The sequence below is a fragment of the Chitinophaga sp. 10T418 genome (genome assembly GCF_056394125.1).
The window spans coordinates 613,986-633,363 of record NZ_JBFTHG010000001.1 but is presented as its reverse complement, the minus strand read 5'-3'; the positions used below and the strand labels follow the sequence as shown (position 1 = coordinate 633,363).

12 protein-coding genes are annotated in these 19,378 nt (G+C 44.3%); 7 read left to right on the top strand and 5 right to left on the bottom strand.

Annotation, left to right across the window (positions count from 1 at the left end):
* Nucleotides 1-154 precede the first annotated feature (154 nt).
* Both AC1DCV_RS02655 and AC1DCV_RS02650 read right to left on the bottom strand, forming a co-directional pair.
* Nucleotides 155-628: a SusD/RagB family nutrient-binding outer membrane lipoprotein gene (locus AC1DCV_RS02655; RefSeq protein ID WP_477022073.1), complete on the bottom strand. Its 474-nt coding sequence runs from the start codon at nucleotides 626-628 to the stop codon at nucleotides 155-157.
* A gap of 314 nt (nucleotides 629-942) precedes the next feature.
* Nucleotides 943-1,962: a LacI family DNA-binding transcriptional regulator gene (locus AC1DCV_RS02650; RefSeq protein WP_477021711.1), complete on the bottom strand. Its 1,020-nt coding sequence runs from the start codon at nucleotides 1,960-1,962 to the stop codon at nucleotides 943-945.
* Between the two features lie 314 nt (nucleotides 1,963-2,276).
* Here AC1DCV_RS02650 and AC1DCV_RS02645 point away from each other — a divergent pair, with 314 nt between their 5' ends.
* The 7 genes from AC1DCV_RS02645 to AC1DCV_RS02615 all read left to right on the top strand — a co-directional run bounded on the left by AC1DCV_RS02645 (nucleotide 2,277) and on the right by AC1DCV_RS02615 (nucleotide 15,252).
* Nucleotides 2,277-3,152 (top strand): AraC family transcriptional regulator, encoded by an 876-nt coding sequence (locus AC1DCV_RS02645; RefSeq protein WP_441572360.1) that lies wholly within the window; start codon nucleotides 2,277-2,279, stop codon nucleotides 3,150-3,152.
* A 139-nt stretch (nucleotides 3,153-3,291) separates the two neighbouring features.
* Entirely contained in the window at nucleotides 3,292-3,876 is a 585-nt protein-coding gene (locus AC1DCV_RS02640) for an RNA polymerase sigma factor (protein ID WP_477021710.1), read from the top strand.
* 115 nt (nucleotides 3,877-3,991) lie between these two features.
* The gene (locus AC1DCV_RS02635) at nucleotides 3,992-5,017 is read left to right on the top strand and encodes a FecR family protein (RefSeq protein WP_477021709.1); all 1,026 of its coding nucleotides are present in this window, start codon (nucleotides 3,992-3,994) and stop codon (nucleotides 5,015-5,017) included.
* Nucleotides 5,018-5,022: 5 nt separating this feature from the next.
* Nucleotides 5,023-8,505 carry a SusC/RagA family TonB-linked outer membrane protein gene (locus AC1DCV_RS02630; RefSeq protein ID WP_477021708.1) on the top strand — a complete coding sequence of 1,161 codons (3,483 nt, stop codon included), beginning with the start codon at nucleotides 5,023-5,025 and terminating at the stop codon, nucleotides 8,503-8,505.
* Nucleotides 8,506-8,517: 12 nt separating this feature from the next.
* Complete coding sequence (locus AC1DCV_RS02625; RefSeq protein ID WP_477021707.1) at nucleotides 8,518-10,098, top strand: SusD/RagB family nutrient-binding outer membrane lipoprotein; 1,581 nt, start codon at nucleotides 8,518-8,520, stop codon at nucleotides 10,096-10,098.
* A gap of 388 nt (nucleotides 10,099-10,486) precedes the next feature.
* A complete protein-coding gene (locus AC1DCV_RS02620) occupies nucleotides 10,487-13,603 on the top strand; it encodes a SusC/RagA family TonB-linked outer membrane protein (protein ID WP_477021706.1) in 3,117 nt (1,038 codons plus the stop codon).
* A gap of 26 nt (nucleotides 13,604-13,629) precedes the next feature.
* Nucleotides 13,630-15,252: a RagB/SusD family nutrient uptake outer membrane protein gene (locus AC1DCV_RS02615; protein ID WP_477021705.1), complete on the top strand. Its 1,623-nt coding sequence runs from the start codon at nucleotides 13,630-13,632 to the stop codon at nucleotides 15,250-15,252.
* 257 nt (nucleotides 15,253-15,509) lie between these two features.
* On the opposite strand, the gene AC1DCV_RS02610 is transcribed toward AC1DCV_RS02615, so the two are convergent.
* The 3 genes from AC1DCV_RS02610 to AC1DCV_RS02600 form a co-directional block, all read right to left on the bottom strand.
* Nucleotides 15,510-16,319, bottom strand: a complete 810-nt coding sequence (locus AC1DCV_RS02610; RefSeq protein ID WP_477021704.1) for an alpha/beta hydrolase — start codon at nucleotides 16,317-16,319, stop codon at nucleotides 15,510-15,512.
* Between the two features lie 85 nt (nucleotides 16,320-16,404).
* Nucleotides 16,405-18,729, bottom strand: a complete 2,325-nt coding sequence (locus AC1DCV_RS02605; protein ID WP_477021703.1) for a M1 family metallopeptidase — start codon at nucleotides 18,727-18,729, stop codon at nucleotides 16,405-16,407.
* Between the two features lie 8 nt (nucleotides 18,730-18,737).
* Nucleotides 18,738-19,319: a HupE/UreJ family protein gene (locus AC1DCV_RS02600; RefSeq protein ID WP_477021702.1), complete on the bottom strand. Its 582-nt coding sequence runs from the start codon at nucleotides 19,317-19,319 to the stop codon at nucleotides 18,738-18,740.
* Nucleotides 19,320-19,378 lie beyond the last annotated feature (59 nt).

Sequence of the window (19,378 nt, the reverse complement as noted above, 5' to 3'; positions counted from 1 at the left end):
GAAAAACAGCAAGCCCCCAATACATCTCTTACCTGTAAAGGATTTACGTCTAATTTCAGCATAAAAAGGTGGTTATCTCTCAAATGAGATAGCCACTTCTTTATTATTAATAACTAAAAGTGTTTTTGATTTTAAATGCGCTCAACAGCATTTTTCATGGCTTATCCCACCATACCAGCGTCATAAAAACATCATGTTCCTGAACCGCATTTGCCGCTTCTATATTCGTTCTGTTCACATCATAATCACTACGTGGGTAACGTAATCTCCGCGGAATTTGCCCGTTGGTTTCATTGTTTTTATAATTCACAGGTGTGAATACCGGATAACCACTGCGGCGCCAGTTAGCATACGCTTCATACTCATTCAGGAAGGTAGTGATGTAATATTGGGTGTTGATCGCGTCCAGCTTAGCCGCCAAACTACCGGATGCTACGGCTAAAGATTGTGCAGTAACATAAGCCGTTGCTGCAACATCATTGTATACAATGCTGCTGGAGTATAAGCCCCATTGCCAGATACCGGATTTCACACCATTAATAAAGAACTGTACCGGGTCGCCTGCAATCCAGCCCCCGGCTGCTGCTTCCGCCTTCATCAACTGCACTTCTGAAAAGGTGATGAAGATATTGGGAGAATTGGGCTACGCAATAATTTGCTTAGGCTGCGAATAGTGCGCGATGTTGGCATCTCCTGTAGAACCAATTCCATACACGGGATCAGAGGAATTATCATACCCGTTGGGCAACCCTTTCTGATTGGCAGGGGTGTCATCACCACCCGGTGTAGATAGATGAATAGATAATTCTACATGGTCATTTGGTAGTTAGATTGTTTTGGTAATAATATTATTAACACTGTGAAGTAAAAAAGTGTTGCCGGTCAAACATAAAAAACGCCGGCGTGATGCCGGCGTTAAGAATAAAATATAAAAAGAGATGATTACGTGAGTGAAGAAGATTCTCTGACGATCAGTTCCGGTGCCAATACAATTTGTTGTGGCGAAGCAGAAGGATGATTTAATTCATTCATCAGTACTTCTACAATATGTTTGCCGATGGCGGCTATGGGTTGCGATACACACGTGATAGACGGGCTGTGGAGACGGAAAAGATCATGATCATCAAATCCTATCAGGCCTATTTCCTTACCGATCTTCCATCCCAGGGAGCGAATACTTTCGATACCGGAAATACCCAGGTAGTTGGTAGCAAAAAAAACGGCGTCGATATCTTTTACCGAAGTCAGGAATTTTTTTATTTCATTGTTAAAGCTTTCCCTGTCCAGGTCAAATGGCAGGCGTTTCACCAATGATTTATTAAAAGGAATTTTATTGTCTTTGAGTGCGGCTGTAAATCCATCCAGGCGGTCTTTCATTTGTGTTTGCTCTGAGGCGATGGTAACGATGGCAATTTTTTTATAACCTTGTTTCACCAGGTGAGCAGTAGCATCGTAAGCGCCTTTGAAGTTGTCGAGTACTACATAATGGCTGCTTACATGCGGGAAGTAGCGGTCCATGAGTACAATTGGCTTGGCGGCCGTTTGCAGCAGTTCTATTTCCTTGTCAAGGTTTTTGGTGGGTGTGATGATGTAACCATCTACCTGCCTGTATTTGAGTACTTCCAGCAAGCCTTTTGCTTTCTCTGTATTATCTTCTGTGCTGCCGTAGAGAACTTTGTAGCCGTATTTGTCGGCCTCGTCTTCCACGACTTTGGCCAGTGAGGCAAAGAAGTTGTTGGCGATATCTTCCACAATGAGACCGATGGTTTTTGTTTTTCCTGTGCGCAGGCCACGGGCAAGCTGGTTAGGCTTATACTTCAGCCGGGTAGCAATTTTCTGTATTTTTTTGCTCACCTGTTCACTGATTCTTTTCTCCTTTGCTTTTCCGTTGAGTACAAAAGATACCGTTGTAGGAGATACACCGGCTTGTTTTGCAATATCTTTAATAGAGATCCCTTTCATAGAAAAAAATGCTACATCGATTTAGCCTGACGTAATTTACAAAATGAACTTGGAAATTACGTTGTTGTGTTAATTATTCCAAGGAAGTACTGAAAACTTATTCAAAGCGACCATGTCAGTTTTCTATCACATAAATTGGTTATTTTGGGGAGAATGATATTTTTTTAACCACTTTTTATTAATTTGGCATCATTCATAGGACGATCTCAATACTGCTCACCTGCACACATAAGGTTCCACCTGGTGGGAATAATGGTTATGGTAATAAAGTATAGGACTGCCACAGTAATATAGTAGCTTAAATTAATACATGAATGAAACCCATCCTTATTAAAGTTGGGGCTTTTGCCGATAACCAGATCACCATTATAGAGAGAAGTGATCCTTATTTTAATACACCTTTCCATTTCCATCCGGAATGTGAGTTGGTATATGTTACGGAAAGCCACGGGAAGAGAATAGTGGGGGATAGCATCGAGAGCTTTGAAGAAGGCGACATGGTGTTTCTTGGACCGCATATACCACATGTGTGGTATAATGAAGAAGAATATTATAAGGGAGATGACAACCTGAAAGCCAGGTCTGTAGTGATCTATTTCCCTAAAGATATTTTCGGCGAGAAATTTTATGGATTGCCGGAAACAAAGGCGCTCAGTGAGCTTTTCCATCGTGCCCAGCGGGGCATGAAAATTACCGGTGCCACCCATGAGCAGCTGAAGCCGGAAATACTGGCGCTGCCAAGGAAAGAAGGGCTGGACAGGATTATTTCCCTGTTGCACATCCTAAAAACATTATCAGAAACACGTGACTGCTATTACCTGGCCAGCACGGGTTATTCACATGCTTATAATGTAAAGGATAACCATAAGATTGATGAAGTTTTCAAATATGTAATGAATAATTTCTCCAAGGAAATATCCCTGCAGGATGTGGCCAGTATTACTAATCTGTCACCACAATCTTTTTGTCGCTTTTTTAAGAACCGCACTAAAAAGTCCTTTGTACAGTTTTTGAATGAAGTACGCATAGGCCATGCCTGTAAGCGTTTGACAGAAGAAGACTGGTCCATCGCTGAAATCGCTTATTCCTGCGGATTTAAGAATCTCTCCAATTTCAATCGTTTCTTCAAGGAAATAGTAGGTAAAACACCAAAAGAATATAAAAATGAACTGCGTCTGAAAGAAGCATGATAAAAATATAATTATTTTATTATTTGGTTATTTAGTTATTTTAAAAAGCAAGTAACCAAATATGAAAATATCAAAATTTTCTTCTTACATTCATTTCCAGTAATTATCAACCAAAACGCTTAATTACTACTGTAATTCGATGTACAGCAGTTTTTCCGATAACCAGTTAGTATCGCTGCTTAAAAGCGATGATTGCGCTGCCTTCAATGCCATCTACGACCGCTATAGTAAGCCATTGTATTTATTTATACACAGCAAACTGGATGCGGCAGAGATCAGCAAAGATGTACTGCAGGAGCTCTTTATTTCCTTATGGGAAAAGCGCCAATCTTTGATTCTGAAAGAATCATTGAAGGCCTATCTGTACCAGGTAGCCCGCCACAAAATCATAGACATTTACCGTAAAAACGCCACCTACCGCAAATACCTGCAGCAGCTGATTGAGCATTTCGATGCGCAGCCGCATTCAATTACGGAAACAGTGGATAATAAGGCCAGAACACAGGAACTGTTCGAAGCGATCAATCATTTACCGGAGCGCATGAAAGAAATCTTTATGCTCAGCCGCTTTGAGAATCTGACCGTAGAACAGATATCCACGCATTTAGGTCTGTCTCAACAAACAGTTAAAAACCAGATTACCAAAGCATTGAAAATATTAAGGGCCAACTACGCAAGAACAGACCTTATCATCATTTTGCTACTCGTATATTTCTTTATATAGTCATCGGCTTGATGCCGGTACCAGTGCAAAAACGATTAACCAGGAAAAAAAAGCGAGGAGCAATGGTACCTTTTCCACGTTATTACGACTTAAGAACGCATAAAACGCCAACAAGGTGGACACAGAACAGATAAAAATATTGCTGGAGCGATATAATCAGGGGAGTTGCTCACCGGAGGAAGCGGCTATTGTAGATCAATGGTTTGAGAATATCAATCGTCATCAGTCCACCTACATAGAAGAAAAAGAGCTTGACCGGGAACTTGATCAGATAAAAGGGCAATTGAACCTGCACATTACGCCTGCCACACCGGTACGCCGGATGAATGCCCGCTATTGGTATGCAGCGGCAGCAGCAGCCGTATTGCTTGCAGCCGGCCTTTTCTGGTTTAACCAGTCATCAAAAGAACATCAGCAGGCCACCGGCCAAATACCCGCACCAATGGCTGTTAACCACGCCAACCGCGTGATCAGAAACGGATTCGTTGAAATCGCTACCATCAAAGGACATAGGGAAAGTATTACACTGGAAGACGGCAGTACCATGGAACTCAATGCGGGTAGCAAAGTGCGCTATCCCGAACATTTCAGTGATAGCAGCCGGACTATTTTCCTGGAAGAAGGTGAAGCCTTCTTTAACGTAGCCGCCGACCCGCGCAAACGCTTCGTGGTGAATGCCGGCGAACTGGCTACCACCGCTTTAGGTACTTCTTTCAATATCAGGGCCTATGCCAGCGAGCATAAAGTAGTTGTAGCCCTGGTAAGTGGTAAAGTAAAAGTTGACCAATTAAATAACAATACGGCTAAAACAAGCTCACTGATCCTGCTTCCCAGCGAACAGATCAGCTATGACCGGGTTTCACTCAGTCTCATAAAAACCATTTTCAATAAACCAGAAGAAATTACCGGTTGGAAACAAGGCTACCTGGTATTTAAAGATGCTCCTTATAATGAAGTAGTAACAGGAATAGAAAATCGTTATGGTGTTACCGTTATGAATGAAAGCAACAAAAAAGAATGGAATTACAATGGATCTTTCAAAAATGAGAACCTGAAAGAAGTAATGGACATCATCAGCCTGGCTAAATCACTTTCCTATACCATTAAAAACGACACCGTTTATCTGCAAAACAAAAACTAGTCCATATGAGGGTAAGGCCATGCCCCGTGAAATGGTTTGTATCCATGGGGTTGATGCTGACGCTATTGTTGGCGGGGAGCTTGAACACTACGACTAGCGCTATCACGCAAACACCCGACCCGCCACCGACTGTTGTCACCATCCAGGTAAAAAACAAAAACCTGGAAGATGTAATGACCGAAATTTCGGTAAAAACAGGGCTAAACTTTCACTACGACAAGACTGATCTTAACCTGAAGAAAAAGATCACCTTAAACTGCAACAAAACACCCATCGATGAGGTGCTCGCGTTAATGTCAACTCAGTCAGGATTAAAGTTTACCCGAATCAATAACAAAATCATTGTAGGCGCAGCAAGTGACACCGGACCCTCACCCACTGTAGATCTGCTAAATCATGTATCACTCGAAAGGGACATCAAAGGAATAGTACGCGACAATAAAGGCACGCCGCTCCCGGGAGTAACCATACAGATTAAACATACTAATAAAGGGACCCAAACAAACGCCGATGCTGGTTTTACACTAAAAGCCAGCACCGGCGATATGCTTGTGTTTAGTAGCGTAGGTTTTTTAAACCGCGAAGTACTGGTAGGTACAGAAGATGACATCAATGTACGTATGCAGGAAAACGTGAAAGCACTGAACGAGTTGGTTGTAACTGCGCTGGGCCTGCAGAAAAAAGCCAAAGAACTTCCTTACGCCACACAACAACTGGATGGAGACGATCTGCAACTGGTGAAAGACGCCAATGTGATTAACTGTTTAAACGGGAAAACAGCCGGCGCTACTATTACCCGCAGTGCTTCCGGTATTGGAGGATCCGTAAGGGTGGTTTTACGTGGCAATAAATCTACCCGGGAAAATCAGCCACTCTATATTGTAGATGGAGTACCTTATGCTAATTACACGCCTTCCCAACCAACAGATGTCTGGGGACAATCACACAATATTACCGGTGCCGGCGGCCGGGATGGCGGAGACGGTATTTCCAATATCAATCCCGATGATATTGAAAGCATCAGCATCCTGAAAGGCGCTTCCGCAGCGGCACTCTATGGCAGTCAGGCCGCGAATGGCGTGATCCTCATTACTACCAAAAAAGGTAAACCCGGCAAAAGTAAAATTGATGTTTCCTCTGATTATACCAGGGAAACGCCTTCTCTCCTTCCTTCTTTACAATACCGTTACGGACAAACAGATCCTCCCGGGATCGACCGGGTAGGTAAGCCGCAACCCGGCTCCCTCGGCAGTTGGGGTAAGCCCATACAGGCTCCTGACCATGTAAAAAATTTCTATAATACCGGATCCACCTGGACCAATACCATCGCCTTCAGTGGCGGCACCGAAACAGCACAAAGTTATTTTTCCTACGCCAACACCACCAATAAAGGCATATTGCCTACCAATAAATTCAACAGACATACTGTCAACCTGCGCGAAACATTAAAACTGCTGAATGAAAAACTGGTAATGGACGCCAACGTTTCTTTTACTGCACAAAATACAGAGAACCGGTTGTCGTCCGGATTATACTACAGTCCTATTTCCGGGCTGTATACTTTTCCACGGGGACAGGATTTTAGTTATTATAAAAACAACTTCGAATATTACGATGCCAGCCGTAGCCTGTATATGCAGAACTGGTGGGACATCCGGAATGATAAAGGATGGATAGGGCAGGATGATCAGCAAAACCCGATGTGGGCATTGCTGCGTAACCTGCGACTGGACACCCGATACCGGGGATTGGCTACTTTGTCGCTTACCTGGCAGCTCAACGACTGGTTAGCGGTGAAAGGACGCGCCAACTTTGATAAATCACTGGATCAGTATGAGCTGGAAGCGTATGCCGGCACACAGATCGTGCTGGCCGGCTCCAACGGACGCTATACACTGGAAAGAGAATTTAATACCCAGCTCTATGGAGACCTGATGGTGAATGCCAGCAAGAAAATCAATAAGTGGTTGAACCTGGCAGGCAATATCGGCGCCAGTATTACAGATACCAAAGCACATGAACGTACTTTCAATGGCTCCAATCCCAATGCTGATCCCGGCCTGATTTATCCGAATAAATTCTCCGTATCCAATATTACGGGCAATTCTATGGATGCGCAGCACAGTGTAGATCAGAAGCAACTGCAGGCCCTGTTTGCCAATGTGCAGATGGGATTTAAAAATTTCCTCTTCCTGGATCTCACAGGCCGAAACGATTGGTCCAGCACTTTTGCTTTCACCTCTACGATGGATAAAGGATATTTTTATTATTCTGCTGGCCTCTCTGCTGTATGGAGCGATATGTTTAAAATGCCGGCGCCCATAGATTTTCTGCGCTCACGGATTTCCTATGCGCGTGTAGGCAACGACATTGCCGCTTATTCTTCCCGGCCGGCGCAGTTTTCTTTGCAAACCATTGCCGGTGTGAGCCGGGTAATGCTTAATCAGCGGATCCTTTATCCGGGTCTTTCCCTGGAGCCGGAAGATAACCGTGCCTTTGAGATAGGACTGGAAACACATCTGTTCAAAAACAGGATTACCGCAGATATTACTTTCTACAAAAATAATAACTACAAACAATACATGGAAGTGCCGGCCCCGCTGGGTATCAAGTATAACACCTATTATCTGAACATGGGTAATATACAGAACCAGGGATTGGAAGCAACACTAACTTTAATGCCTATACGTAATAAAGATCTTTCCTGGACCAGCACGATTAATTTTGCGACCAACAAAAATAAGATCGTATCGCTTACCAATTCCCGGATCATTGGAGCAGACACCAGCAGCATGTTCGTGCTGACTGATTTTGGTGTAAATATGTTCGGCTCCTTTATCATGGAAGGTGGTTCTTGGGGAGATATTTACTCCAACAAAGAGCTGGTGCAGAATGAAAAGGGGGCTTATATGCTGGACGCTGCGGGCAAATTACAAACGCGTAATGCATTTAAAAAAGTAGGGAATCCCAATCCGGATTTTACACTGGGATGGAATAACAGCATAGACTATAAAAATTTAAATCTGAGCTTTCTGATAGATGGCCGTTTTGGCGGAAAAGTAATGAGTGTAACCCAGGCAGTTTTAGATTGGTATGGCGTAAGTGAAACAAGCGCCCTGGCAAGGGATAACGGAGGGGTAAGCATTAAGGCAGTTAATAAAGACGGAAGTCCTTATACCGGGAAAATTGACGCGCAAACTTATTACACTACCATTGGCAGCAGAGCAGGTATCGGGGAAATGTATATGTACAGTGCCACCAATATCCGTTTACGGGAATTGAGCCTGAGCTATCGCATTCCTTTAAAGTGGAAATGGATCCGCAATATGCGCATGGGTATCATTGGCCGGAACCTGTTCTTTTTTGAATTACATGCACCATTTGATCCGGAAGTATCTATGGGCACCGGCAATGGTTTGCAGGGCGTAGATGTATTCGGATTACCACCTGTGCGCAGCATGGGCATCAACCTGAGATTAGGAATTTAAAAATACTCACAAATGAAAAACTGGAAAATCACCACATTATTTGCCCTATTGGCTGTTTTGCTGGCAAGTGCCTGTACGAAGAAGTTTGCTGAGATTAACAAAAATCCCTACGATTTTGATGAGGATGAACTAAAAGCCGACTTCCGGCTGATGGGGGAACCTTTATCGCAGGCGCAGTTAAACCTGCTCATTTACAACGACCCTCCTACCGCACAACTGCAACAGAACCTGAATGCAGACGTATTTTCCGGTTATATGATGGCCCCTACTCCATTTGAAGGGAATGTTAATAACACTAATTACGGATTGTTGTATTACTGGAATAATAATCCCTGGGTAGTTACCTACGATCGTGTGATGAAGACCTGCGACTTTGCACAGATGAAATCCAAGGATACCTTCACTGATTTTTATGCCTGGGCCCAGATCATCAAAGTAGAAGCCATGCATCGCCTCAGTGATATTTACGGGCCAATTATTTATACCCATTATGGTGAAACCAACGGAGAAATGGGGATAGAATACGACTCTCAGCAACAAGCCTACTATGCTTTTTTCAAAGATTTAGCACAAGGTATAGACACACTCACTGCTTATATTAAAAGAGGAGCACCACAACGCATTCAGGCATTTGACCTCGTATATAAAGGCGATTATACCCAGTGGGTAAAATTTGCCAACACCCTGCGTTTGCGGCTGGCCATACGTATTTCAGGTGTAGACCCCCAAAAGGCCAAAGAAGAAGGAGAAGCTGCCCTTAGTCATCCTTTGGGCTTACTGCAATCTGCACCGGAGGATAATTTTGCGGTGAATATTTCGCCGGTTACGCACCCACTGAATATTATGTGTTATACGTGGGCAGATTTACGAATGAGTGCACCGATGGAATCCATTCTTACAGGTTATAAAGATCCGCGCCTATCCCATTATTTTGTACCTACCGATGATGGTGTAAATGTATACCATGGTATCCGTAATGGTATTAAAATCTCCGCAAAAGAAGAATACAGCGGATTTTCTCCGCTTGTCAGATTTGAAAGTAAAATACAATTCATGACAACGGCCGAAGCATATTTCCTGAAGGCGGAAGCAGCATTGTATGGCTGGAAGGGCGCGGGTACAGCCTCAGCGAACTATTCAGCTGGTATTACCGCTTCTTTCAAACAATACAATATAAGTAACGTTAACGACTATATGAATAATGATGTGGACAAGCCCAGGCCCTATATTGATCCACAAAATGCAGATAACAATGTACCTGCCGGCGACAGACATTTAAGCACTATCACCATTAAATGGAATGAGGGCGACAATGTACAAACAAAGCTGGAGCGCATCATCACCCAGAAATGGATTGCCATGTTTCCGGAAGGACAGGAAGCCTGGAGCGAATTTCGCCGCACCGGCTATCCTAAATTATTTCCGGTAGTGATCAATAATAGTAATGGTACTATCTCTTCAGAGAAATTCATCCGCCGCTTACCCATGCCACAACGGGAGTTGAACACGAATCCTCAGGCAGTAGCCCGTGCCGTACGCACATTAAAAGGTGTAGACAATGGTGGAACGCCGCTCTGGTGGGACCTTCGCTAAGAATTAAAAAAAAGTTAAGAATTTTTGAAAACCCGATAGTACTATTTATACGTACACACGACTCCTTTCCTGTAGCGCAACATTTCAGCGCTCATTAGCTATGCTGCCTGTAAAAATAGGACGTTATAAAAACAACATTTCATGTAAGGAAAACACATAACAATATACTGCTGCGACTCAACCCGGATTACACATTGCCATGAGCAATGAGGCTTTGCACGCCCCTATAGACAGGTAGCCAACAGTAAAACAAGTATAATATCAGGACCCGAAGGATGGTGCGCGCCATGCTAACGGCTCCGTATTTTCTAACAAATGCACGCTATTAAAAATGGTCAGTTTAATTCAACAATACAAATCCCATTTATTAACCAAAAAAAAGGCAAGTATGAAAAAAAACCTACGCCTTATGAAAGTGTGTGCTATGACCGGTCTGGCGCTCACTTCCATATTAGCAGACAGTGCATATGTGAAGGCAGCCGGCAATTCCTGGTCGCCCACATCTTCATTCCGTAGCGCTTATCAGGAAAAAGAAATCGGCGGCACCGTAAAGGATGCCAAAGGAACTTTACTTCCTGGTGTTTCCGTACAAATAAAAGGAACCACCAAAGGTACTCAGACAAATAACCAGGGTGCCTATCACCTTGCCGCAAAATCAGGTGATGTATTGGTATTCACCTCTATCGGATTTGAACCTACCGAAGTAACAGTAGGTAACAGCCAATCTGTGAATGTAAGACTCAATGACAACGTTAAAGGATTAAATGAACTGGTAGTAACCGCACTCGGTGTAAAGAAAGCGGCCAAATCACTCACTTACTCCACACAGCGCATCGGCAACGAAGAAATCAGCACGATTAAAGATGCGAACGTAATGAACTCCCTCAATGGTAAAGCTCCTGGTATCAACATCAGCAAGAGCAGTTCCGGCGTAGGTGGTTCCGTAAAAGTAACCCTCCGTGGTAGCAAATCCGCACAGGGTTCCAACCAACCGTTGTATGTAATAGATGGTATTCCAATGACCAACTATACCACACAACAACCTAACAGTACCTGGGGTGGTGATGGTAACATTACCTACTCTCCTGGTCGTGATGGTGGTGATGGTATCTCCAACCTTAACCCGGATGATATCGAAAGTATCTCTGTATTAAAAGGTGCTTCCGCATCCGCGTTATATGGTAGCCAGGCCGCCAATGGTGTTATCCTCATTACCACTAAAAAAGGTAAAGCAGGTAATTCCAAAGTAGAATTTTCCAGCGGCATCACCCTGGATAAAGTTGCTTATACTCCGAAACTGCAGAATTCATATGGTCCTACTGAACCAGGATCTACACAGAGCTGGGGTAAAGACATTACCAATGCGCATGATAATATCGGTGATTTCTATCGCACGGGTAATACCTGGATCAACTCTATCAACTTCTCCGGTGGTACAGAAAAAGCACAAACTTTCATTTCCTACGCCAATACTACTGCACAGGGCGTAATGCCAGGCAATGACCTGAAACGTAATAACTTTACTTTCAGAGAAACCGGCAAATTTCTGAATGATAAATTAACACTGGATGGTAATGTGAATATCGTCACTCAATCTTTGGACAACGGCCCTGTAAACGGTTTATACTTTAACCCGCTGACCGGTTTGTACCTGTTCCCAAGAGGTGTAGATATGTCGCCTTACAAAACAAACTATACCAAATTTGATAAAGACCGTCAGATTGATCTGCAAAACTGGCCTTTTGATGAGGATTTGCAGCAAAATCCATATTGGATCGTTAACAGAAATGGCAGCGAAGCTAAACGTAACAGAACATTGGCCAGCCTCTCCGGCAAGTATGATGTTGCTGACTGGTTATATGTACAGGCACGTGGTAATATAGACCGCACCACTGATAACTATGATGGAAAAATTTACGCAGGTACACAGGGTGTATTATCTGGTCCTAATGGCCGTTACATCACCAGCGAACTCACTACTACACAGATGTATGGTGACTTCATCGTAAACCTGAATAAATCTTTTGGTCAGTTTAAACTGAATGCCCTCTTAGGTACCAGTATCAGCGATGTCCGTACCAAAGGTACACTCGGTGATTCTTTCAACGGTGATCTGTATGTAGCCAATTTCTTTGCATTGCAAAACATGACGCCAGGTAGTTTAATTCTCACCGCACCAGAAAATCACGAACAATTACAGGCGGTATTTGGTAACGTGAACCTGTCATTTAAAGACCTCGTATTCCTGGACTTCTCCGGTCGTAACGACTGGTCTTCCAAACTGGCATTCACACCAAATGGATCTTATTTCTACCCTTCTGTAGGTGCTTCATTGATGGTACATCAGCTGCTGAACTTACCAGAACCGGTAAGCTATGGTAAGTTGCGTGTTTCCTTTGCTGATGTAGGTAACTCTGTTCCAGTATATGTAACTAACCCAAGAAACAGGTTAGGTGCTGTAGGCGGAACCTTCGTGTTCAACAACCAGGCACCATTCACTGACCTGAAACCAGAAAGAACAAAATCATTTGAATTAGGTACAGAATGGCGTTTCCTCCAGAACAGATTAAGCTTTGATTTCACTTACTATAAAACCAACACCAAAAATCAATACTTCCAGATTGCCGTACCACCAGGAACCGGTTACAGCTTCCGCTTCATCAATGCAGGAGATATCCAGAACTCAGGTGTGGAATTGATGTTAGGTTACAATGTGATTAAATCCAAAGATTTCAACTGGAATACCACTATCAACTACTCTCAGAATAAAAACAAAGTGATAGAACTGGCGCCAAACATTGATCAGTTTGTACTCACTCCTCCCAACTCTAACAACTATGCTTTAATCCTGTCAAAAGGAAGTTCTTATGGCGACATCTATGGTAAAACATTGGTGCGTGATGATCAGGGCCGTGTACAGATTGGCGCCGATGGCAAACCAGTGGTTACTTCCGACAACGTGCTGATAGGTAACCCTACTCCTAAATGGCAGGGTGGATGGAGCAACAACCTTAGCTACAAAAACTTCAGCCTGAACTTCCTGGTAGATGGCAAATTTGGTGGTAAAGTAATGTCACTGACACAAGCGCTGCTGGATAAATACGGTGTATCTGCTGAAACCGGCGATGCGCGTAAAAATGGTGGTGTAACCATCAACGGTATCAATACAGAAACTAAAAAAGAAGTAACCAAAATTGATGCCGCCACCTGGTATGGTGTAATAGGCGGACGTGATGGTGTAACCGGCGAGTACATGTATGATGGCACTGTTGTAAGATTACGTGAAGCATCGCTTGCTTACACGATCCCATCCAGCGCACTTGGACATGGCTTCGTGAAAAGCATCCGTATGACCCTGATTGGCAGAAACCTCTGGTACATTACCAAAAAGGCGCCATATGATCCTGAAATCACCATGTCTACCGGTAACGGTCTTTCTGGTGTAGACATTTTCAGTATGCCTGCTAACCGTAGTTATGGCTTTAGCCTGAATGTTGGATTTTAATGATGTTCACCTTTAAATCAAAGCAGATGAAAAAGATCAGATTCAAACTATACAAACCGTTAACTGCTATCGCGCTTGCGGCAGGCATACTGGCCATGAGTGCCTGTACAAAAAAATTCGAGGAATATAATACCGATAAAACCGGGTTAGGTGAAGACGACCTGAAAGCAGATTTCAACTTTATCGGTGGATTCTTTCCGCAGATTCAGTCTTCTATCTATTTCAACTTTGGTAACACCACCGCAGATTATCAGCTACAACAAAATCTGAATGCGGATGCTTACTCCGGCTACCTCACCCCTCCCCATGATTTCCAGGGAAACCAGAGTAACCTGTCGTACAAGATGATTGATGGCTGGAATAACTCCACTTTCAACCTGGCTTATAACAACGTGATGGCGCCTATTAATGAAATCAAACGCAGAGGAGCACAAACCATTGCGCCTGATTTCTGGGCAGTAGCGCTGATCCTGAAAGTAGAAGCCATGCACCGGGTAACGGATGTTTATGGCCCTATTCCATACAGCAGTTATGGTAGTGGTGGTACTACTTCCTCTTATGATGCACAATCTGTGATATACGATCGTTTCTTTAAAGAGCTGGACACCGCTAATACTACACTGAAAGCTTTCGTAGCTGCACATCCTGGCTTAACGCCGTTCGGTAAGTTTGATATGGTGTATGCCGGTGATTACAAGCAATGGATTAAGTTTGCCAACTCCTTACGTTTACGTTTGGCGCTGCGCATTGTAAAAGTGGATGCTGCCCGTGCACAGGCGGAAGGTGAAAAAGCACTGGACCCTGCTAACGGAGGCGTAATGGAAATCAACAAAGATAACGTGCAGGTTTCCGGCTTTGGTCTGAGACACCCGTTGTTCACCATTGTCACCTCCTGGACAGATTGTTCCATGAGCGCATCTATGGAATCCTTCCTCGTTGGTTATAAAGATCCGCGTCTTCCAAAATACTTTGACCACTCTGTTAGTTATCCTAACACATATAAAGGTATCCGTATTGGTAGTACTATTACTGCAAAACCTGGTTACACTGGTTATTCCGTTCCTGCGGTTAGAGAAACTAAAACTTTCCGTAACAACACACCTATACAGCTGATGGTATCTGCAGAAGTATTTTTCCTCCGTGCAGAAGCAGCTTTAAGAGGCTGGAAAAACACTGGTGGAACACCCCAGCAACTGTATGAAAAAGGAGTGGGTATCTCATTGGCACAATGGGATGCAGATGCTGCCAGCATTTCCAACTACCTGAATGATAATACCAGCAAGCCTATTGCCTACGTAGATCCGCAGTTTGCTGTTAACAATGCACCTGCTACTACCGATATTACTATTAAGTGGGATGACGCAGCAACCTTTGACAAAAAGCTGGAACGTATTATCACACAGAAATGGATTTCCGTGTTCCCCGAAGGACAGGAAGCATGGTCTGAATTCCGCAGAACAGGATATCCTAAATTATTCACCGTGGTAAACAACTACAGTAATGGCCTGGTGAGTACCACCATCCAGATCAGAAGATTACCATTCCCGAATACAGAGTATACTTCCAACAAAGCGGAAGTGGATAAAGCAGTGACATTGCTCGGTGGGCTTGACAATGCCGGTACCCGTCTCTGGTGGGATAAACCGTGATATTATTCAACTTTTTATTTTGAATCGCGTGCATAAAAAAGGCCGGTCCTGTTGAGGACCGGCATTATATAAAAACTTCGCGGTTCTTTACATATTTCGCTTAGCATTCAATCAACATAGGTCACATTCAAATAATAGCCGTTGGTATTCCTGCTGACGGACTTTTTTTTAGAGAGAACAAATATTTAATTTTTCATAAGAATTGGACAAAGTAAAGAGCCGGTCCTGTTAAGGACCGGCTTTCCTGTGTAAAGTATTTACTGAAAAAACTGGTGAAAGAACAGCAGCTGGTACTTGATGGCATTGCTCCAGTATGCCCAGTTATGTTCCCCTGGACGCTCCGTATAGTCGTGATCGATACCTGCCAGCAATAATTTTTTATGCAGATCCCGGTTTACATCAATAAAAAAGTCTTTCACCCCGCAATCAATGATCAGGGATAAGGTACCAGGTTTCAGGTTATCTATCTGCTTAATAACTGTATAGTCGGTCCAGTTGGCACCATCTGTTCCGGGAGGGCCCAGGCGTTTGGCCAGGTCCCAGTTTTTAGGGAAAGGGCGGATATCTACGCCACCACTTATACTACCAGCGGCGCCAAATACATCTGAATGACGGATGGCCAGGAACAAAGCGCCATGTCCGCCCATGCTCAGGCCGACAATAGCCCGATGCGCAGGTTCAGGTAAAGTCTGATAGTGCTGGTCTATATAGGCAGGAATTTCTTTGGACACATAGGTTTCAAAGCGCATGGAGCTGTCTACCGGGCTATCGAAATACCAACTGGTCACGGCTCCATCGGGGCATACGATCATACACTGGTAGGCATCGGCCAATTCTTTCACGATGGGTACCTTCTTTACCCAGTCTGAATAATCGCCGTAGGCACCGTGCAGGAGATACACTACGGGATAGCGTTGGGTGCCGCTTTTGTAGGAAGAAGGGGTGATCACCACACATTTGTAAGCGCGGTGCATTTTATCGCTGCGGATACTGACAGTATCTACATCCGCGGCCCTGGCTGTTTGCGCCAGGCATATCAATAGCAAAAGACTGGCTAGTCGGTTCATAACTTAGGCTTTTAAAAAGGCGTTTTAAAAAATAAGGCGGCTATCATACGAGATGATAGCCGCCACAAAATATAAAATCACCTGATTATTTCGAATTTGCTTTCTTCATCGGGTTGTCACCGGTAGAGGCGCCGCGTACTGCTCCGGCTGCCTTAAACAGCTCAAATTTAGACGGAGTGGCTTCACGGGGCCAGCTGTTATTGCTTTCATCGATATCTGCGGTTTCGCGCAATGGATCGATTTTTACAGCTACCACCTGCTTATCTTTCGCAAATACCTTGGTAACTTCATTTTCATCTTTGCGCCAGATATAGGCAGAGATCCGGTCTGTTTCTTTGGTGCCATCGGTAAAGGTCCACTCAATGATCAGTGGCATCACGAGGCCTCCTTTATTGGAGAAACTGAGTTGGTAGAAGTTTTTCTTACTATCATACAGTGCTTTCTCTTCACGGCTTAATCCGTTGTAAAACTGGCTATAGGCAGCTTTATCTTCGGGGCTTACCTCAAAGCGGTTCCATTTGCTGTAGAAGTCCTGCAAACTCGTATCCTGATCTACGGCATATTTCACACCAGCAGCCTTGTTTTTCTGTCTGGCTACATGATCCATACCTTTATCATAGGCTGCTTGTGCTGCTTTCGCTGTTTCATTAGGATCTTTGCCATCCATCCTGTACCATTTAACGCTGTCCAGGGAGATGTCTACCGGCTCAGTACCAAAAAACCATCCGCGCCAAAACCAGTCCAGATCAACTGCAGAAGCATCTTCCATGGTGCGGAAAAAGTCTGCCGGTGTAGGATGTTTGAACGCCCAGCGGCGTGCATATTCGCGGAAAGCGAAATCAAACAGATCGCGACCCATGACTGTTTCCCGGAGAATGTTCAATGCTGTAGCCGGTTTAGCGTAGGCATTAGGTCCAAACTGCACAATATTTTCGGAGTTTGTCATAATCGGCTCCAGCTGATCTTTTGGCATCTTCATATAATCCACAATCTTATGCGCAGGTCCACGGCCGGAGGGGAAATTGCTGTCCCACTCCTGTTCTGCCATAAACTGGCAGAAAGTATTCAGCCCTTCGTCCATCCAGGTCCACTGTCTTTCGTCAGAGTTCACAATCATGGGGAAGAAGTTATGCCCTACTTCGTGGGTGATAACGCCTATCATACCGTTTTTGGTGGCTTCAGAATAGGTACCGTCTTTATCAGCACGGCCGTAGTTGAAACAAATCATCGGGTATTCCATCCCACTGGTCGCTTCTACTGAAATAGCCACCGGGTAAGGGTAAGGAATAGTATGTTTAGAATAGGATTTTACCGTATGTGCCACTACTTTGGAAGAATAACGGCGATAAAGCGGGTACGCTTCGGGACCATAGTACGACATGGCCATTACCTTGTTGCCTTCTACATTGGTAGCCAGCGCATCCCATACAATGCGGCGGGAAGATACCAGTGCAAAGTCGCGTACATTCTGTGCTTCGTATACCCATGTCTTGGTATTCGCTGCGTTGCCCTGCATCGCTTTCTTTGCTTCATCAAGGGTGACAACTTCCACAGGTTCTTTACTGGTTTGTGCCTGCTGCCAGCGCTGGTATTGCGCCGGTGTCAGCACTTCCTTGTAGTTCTGACATTCACCGGTGGCGCCGACCACGTGGTCGGCGGGCACTGTCATGCGTACACGAAAATTACCGAAGGCGAGTGCAAACTCTCCTCTTCCCGTAAACTGTTTGTTTTGCCAGCCCTGAAAATCGGAATACACAGCTAAGCGTGGATACCACTGGGTAATGGTATACAGGTAATTTTTATCTTCCGCAAAATATTCATACCCACCGCGGCCACCTACGGTCATACGATCAGAGATGTTATACCACCAGGATACTTTGAAGCGGTATTTCTCGCCCGGCATCAATGGTTTAGGCAGGTCAATGCGCATCATGGTCTGGTTAACCGTATAAGGCAGTGCCGTACCATTTGCATCAGTGAGCTTCACGATCTTCACACCGAGGTCTTTAGTGGAAGGCAACAGGCTGTTCAACGTAGCCAGGGTCATTTTATCTGACATGCGGCTTTCGTTAAACTGCTGATTATCGCTGTTGGGGTCGTGTTCATTCTCATCGAGCTGTAACCAGAGATAGGTGAGCGGGTCGGGAGAATTGTTGAAGTAGGTAATCGTTTCTGCGCCGGTCAGCTTTTGCTTTGCATCGTCCAGTTGTGCCTCTATTTCGTAATCGGCGCGTTGTTGCCAGTATTTAGGCCCGGGAGCGCCGGAAGCAGAACGGTACATGTTAGGCGTTTGCAGCATAGTGCCTAGCTGTTCAAAACGGTTGCCATGGTTGGATCCCGGGTTGTTCTGCGCCTGCAACGCGCATACGCTGCCGCACAGTACCCCGGCGAGGTAAAGATATTTTCTCATAAACAGTATTAAAAAAACAGCGCTCTCACGCCTTGTATAACCATTAAAAAAGCAATTCCAAATGTAGCAGACGACAGGAACATATTCCAGTCGCGGCGTTTAATATGCCCAATTTTCACGATTCCGGTTGATATAAGCAATATACTCATCACGATGAGAATCTGCCCGAATTCCAGCCCTAAATTGAATCCCAGGAGTGGCTGAACAATATTTGCCTGGCTGCCCAGCAAACTTTTCAGATAATTGGAAAACCCCAATCCGTGAATTAATCCGAAAAACAGTGCGTAAAAATAGTTCAGCTGTAATTTCTGCGGCTCTTCTTCCCGTCGCAGGATATTGGAGATGGCCGTCACACAAATGGTGACAGGTATCAGGAATTCCACCAGCGGGCCGGGTATACGGATAATATGTAATACACTCAATGCCAGGGTAATAGAATGCCCAACTGTAAAAGCCGTCACCAACACCAGCACTTTTCTCCAATCACGCAGCAGGTAAATGGCACTCAACGCTATTACAAAGAGAATATGATCATAAGCATCCCAATTTATAATATGTTGCCACCCTAACTGAAAATACAACTCATCCATTGTGCACTGCTTTCTATAATTTTGGTAAGTATAAAGCGTAAAAGTTAATTTTAAAAAAA